Origin of the sequence: Bradyrhizobium sp. (assembly GCF_016462955.1) — a bacterium.
Classification (GTDB): domain Bacteria; phylum Pseudomonadota; class Alphaproteobacteria; order Rhizobiales; family Xanthobacteraceae; genus Bradyrhizobium.
The window spans coordinates 1-4,181 of the sequence record NZ_JAEMSD010000557.1 but is presented as its reverse complement, the minus strand read 5'-3'; the positions used below and the strand labels follow the sequence as shown (position 1 = coordinate 4,181).

Here is a 4,181-nt window from a genome sequence, read left to right as displayed (position 1 = left end):
GCTTCCATGTGTCCGGCACCCTCTCGATGCTGCCGGAGCGCGATCCCGGCGTTCAGGAGATGATGGACCTCGGCGTGTCGGTCTTCGCAGGCGAAGCCGAGGGACGGCTCGATGAGCTGTTGCAGGATGCGGTCGCCGGGCGATTGCAGCCTCTCTACAACTACATCGACGATCTGCCGGACCTGGAGAGCCAGCCTTTGCCGATCATTCCCCGCCAGCAGATCGGACGGGTCATCGGCCACACCACGAGCTTCGATGCGGGGCGCGGCTGCCCGTTCCAGTGCTCGTTCTGCACCATCATTAACGTGCAGGGCCGCAAGTCGCGGCGCCGCAGCGCCGACGACATCGAGGCCGTGATCCGCGCCAACGTCGCCCAGGGCGTCTTCGCCTTCTTTCTCACCGACGACAATTTTGCGCGCAACAAGGATTGGGAGATCTTGCTCGACCGCATCATCGCGCTACGCGAGCAGGAGGGCTGGGACCTCCGTTTTACGATCCAGGTCGACACGCTCTGCCACAAGCTGCCTCACTTCATCGAGAAATGCGCCAAGGCCGGCGTCCGGCGATGCTTCATCGGCCTCGAAAACATCAACCCGGACAGTCTGCTCGGCGCCAAGAAGCGGCAGAACAAGATCACCGACTATCGCGAGATGATGCTGGCCTGGAAGAGGGCCAGGATCATGACCATCGGCGGCTACATCGTCGGCTTTCCCAACGACACACCGGAATCGATCGTCCGCGACATCGAGATCATCAAGCATGAGCTGCCGATCGACATGCTGGAGTTCTTCTTCCTGACGCCGCTGCCGGGCTCGGAAGACCACAAGACGCTCTACCTGAAGGGCGTCGCGATGGATGCGGACCTCAACAAATACGACCTGGACCACGTCACGACGGACCACCCCGCCATGTCCAGGGCGGACTGGGAGCGCGCCGTCGAGCTCGCCTGGAACACCTATTACAGCTGGGAGCACATCGAGACGCTGATGCGGCGTGCCGCGGCGACAGGCAACAATGTCGGCAAGATCGGCACCTACGCGCTCTATTTCAAAGGCTACCATCCCATCGAGCGCGTCCATCCGCTCGAAGGGGGTGTGCTGCGGCTGAAGAGCCGCGATGAGCGCCGCCCGCATCTGCCGGTCGAGCCGGCCTTGTCGTTCTATCCTCGCTATGCCGCCGACACCGCCGTGAAGGCGGTACAATGGGCTTCGCTCGCGCTGCGCCTCCACCGGCTGGCGCGCAAGGTCAAGTCGGATCCGAACCGGCTCGCCTATGTCGATGCGGCGATCACGCTGCAGGCCGACGAGACCGCAAATCTGGATTTGTACAAGACGCGGTCCAGCCAGGCGTTTCTCGATCAGCGGAGGCATATCGAGGAGGCACAGAAACCCAAGTTAGCCGGGGGATAGGAGGCGACTCTCGTTGGTTGATTTCTCAGACGCCGCGATCCATCGGATCAGATCAACCGGCGTCCAGTTGCGCGGAACAGCCCAAACCAATACTTCGGCTGTGCCCCGAGCTGACCAGAGACGAGTCGCAGCCGTCTCGGCTTTCTGAGACACCGGACATGGCGTCATGGTTGCGCTGACGCCGCTAATGACCCGGAACGGACACTAGGGGCGCACCCGTCCAAAGGGATCCTGCGCTTGACGGATAATGGCCTTGCGGGCCGCTTGGTCCAAGTATTGCGCAATAATAGCTTGCCTACACAATGATGGGGCGGATGAATTACGATAGCGATATTACCAAAGTCAGCGGGATCGCCGCTGTTCCCACCATTTTGGACGTCGTCAGCCGGGTTACCGGTATGGGATTTACGGCCGTTGCACGGGTGACCGAGACAGATGGATCACCTGCGCTTCGCGAGATGAATTAGCTTTTGGTTTGAAGCCCGGAGATGAACTCAAGGTAGAAAGAATCATCTGCCACGAAATCCGGCAAAGCCGAGAAGCGGTCGTCATTGATGATGTGGACAAAGACGCGTCCTATTGTGGCCCATCGCTTGGATGCACGATGAACAGTTCGAGAAAGAACCGGTACTCTCCTGCGCTGCTGGATCGTTCGTCCATTGGTCCCTCCACATGCGGCGCGCTTGCTTAGTCGAGCGTAGCCACGAATGTCAGTTGCCGGTTGTGGTTCGGTGCCGACGACTCGGTTTGGCTCAGATATGGTCTGCTGATCGTGGCACACCGGAAACGACGCGGCGCCGTTCAAACCGGCGCTTCTGACTCTTACCGGACCTGCCGTGGGCCACGTTCCCGAATCTGTATTCTAGCTGGTGGTCAATATTGACCAGATGTCGGTTACCGGACCTGCCAGACTTCCATGATCACCGCACGGCCCTTGGCTTCATCGGTGATGAGAACGCCACTAGCGATCCCGCCTACTCTACAAAGGAGCAGCGCTATGCAGCGACGCCGTTTCAAGCAAACCACGTCCCTTGAAGAGCGCCTTGCCGAACAAGCCCAACGCCTCCGTCAGGAAGCCACATCGCTTCCACCTGGTATCGAGCGGGAACGCGCGATCCGCAAAGCCCGGCAAGCAGAGACCGGCGCTCACATCAGCGAATGGCTAAATTCGCCCGGATTGCAGCCGCCGAGGTAAACGTTGAAACAGCCAGCCTCCTGCGTTGCGTCTCCCGGCAGCCACTCTGGGAGCGTTAGAAACATGACTAAGTCCGAACAGCAGAGCGACGTAAAGCAACTTACGTCCTCCCGCGTGGAGAAGCGCAGCGGGTGATTTCCGAGTATATGAGCGACCTCCGCGAGATCATCTGGAAGCTGCGTCGCAAAACGAACTGAGGCCGCCTGCGGCCTCTTTTTCTTAAAGACGAACCGCATGCCGTCTTGGCCCATCAGCAGAGTCGCGGAGTGCGGTGAGGTCCGCAACTCAGGTTGAATTGTTTGCCTTTTGACCATCACCGGACGTTTCCGGTGGTTGAACGATGGCCTCTGTCCGTCTTTGGTCCCCTGTCAGACGTCGTGAGTGAATTTCTTGCCTGAGCAAAACAGAACAGCGCGGAACTAGCGACAGTTGCAGGGTCATCTTATCACCGTCCACTTATCGGCAACTACCGGTGACTGAGAGTTCTGTAGCGCTCCCGCCTGATGAAGGCAAAGCACATGATCACGATTCACGAGCCACGATGTCCAAAGTGCAAGAGAGCAATTACAATGCTGGCACGGATTACCTCCAGTGCCTCGGGCTTTGACATCCGAACATTCAAGTGCCCCGCTTGCGATCACGTTCATCAGCGCGTGGTCGAGCTTTTCGATCCGATGAAGTCCGGCGAACTTGCAGGATGGCTCCGGGGTGAATTGCGAGCGCCGACGTAAGACTTCGTGCCATTTCGACGAGCAAACGCGGCGTCGTGATCGAGCCCGCAGATCGGGGCGTGATTTTCGGCACCCCCTTGGCAGCGAAGACGTAAGTGACATGTCGGCGCTGAGCCACTATAACGATGAGTACGCGCTCATCGGGGTAAAGGAGACTCCTTTGGGGAAATCGACCAAGAAGCCGTTCGATCCCCAAGCCTTTCTCGCAAAGGTAGGGGCAGGCAAGGCAATCCTGAAATTTGAGAAAAGTCAGCACGTCTTCACGCAAGGAGACGTGGCAGATGCGGTTTTTTACATTCAGAAAGGCCGCGTCAAGCTCACCGTCGTGTCCGAGCGGGGAAAGGAAGCGGTCGTCGGATTCTGGAACCGGGCCAGTTCTTCGGCGAAGGGTGCCTCAATGGTCATCCACTGCGGATCGCGACCGCAACCGCGGTGGAGGAATGCGTGATCACTTCAATAAGCAAGGAAGCGATGATCCACACCGTTCAGTCCGAGCCGAAATTTTCCGAGCTGTTCATGGCCTATCTCCTGACGCGAAACAGCCGCATCGAAGAGGATTTGATCGACCAGCTTTTTAATTCAAGCGAGAAGCGACTTGCACGCCTTCTTCTTCTGCTCGCGCATTTCGGAACGGAAGGCACAACTCGGCCTATTTTGATCGACATCAGCCAGGAAACATTGGCAGAGATGATCGGCACGACGCGATCCCGGGTGAGCTTCTTCATGAACAAATTCCGCAAACTTGGACTCATCAGCTACAATGGGAAGATAGAAGTTCACATTTCACTGCTGGATGCCGTTTTGCACGAAAAGCCCGAGATTGAGCGGGATGACGATCTATAGCAG

The 4,181-nt window shown here is 58.2% G+C and carries 3 protein-coding genes and 1 pseudogene; all 4 read left to right on the top strand.

Annotation, left to right across the window (positions count from 1 at the left end; genetic code table 11):
• Nucleotides 1-1,409: radical SAM protein (locus JHD07_RS34290; RefSeq protein ID WP_291630219.1), on the top strand; the 1,409-nt coding region annotated here is incomplete at its 5' end.
• 314 nt (nucleotides 1,410-1,723) lie between these two features.
• A complete protein-coding gene (locus JHD07_RS39910; protein WP_366865689.1) occupies nucleotides 1,724-1,876 on the top strand; it encodes a hypothetical protein in 153 nt (50 codons plus the stop codon).
• A gap of 530 nt (nucleotides 1,877-2,406) precedes the next feature.
• Nucleotides 2,407-2,604: a hypothetical protein gene (locus JHD07_RS34280; protein WP_291630216.1), complete on the top strand. Its 198-nt coding sequence runs from the start codon at nucleotides 2,407-2,409 to the stop codon at nucleotides 2,602-2,604.
• Nucleotides 2,605-3,495: 891 nt separating this feature from the next.
• Nucleotides 3,496-4,178 (top strand): annotated as a pseudogene (locus JHD07_RS34275) (Crp/Fnr family transcriptional regulator).
• Nucleotides 4,179-4,181 lie beyond the last annotated feature (3 nt).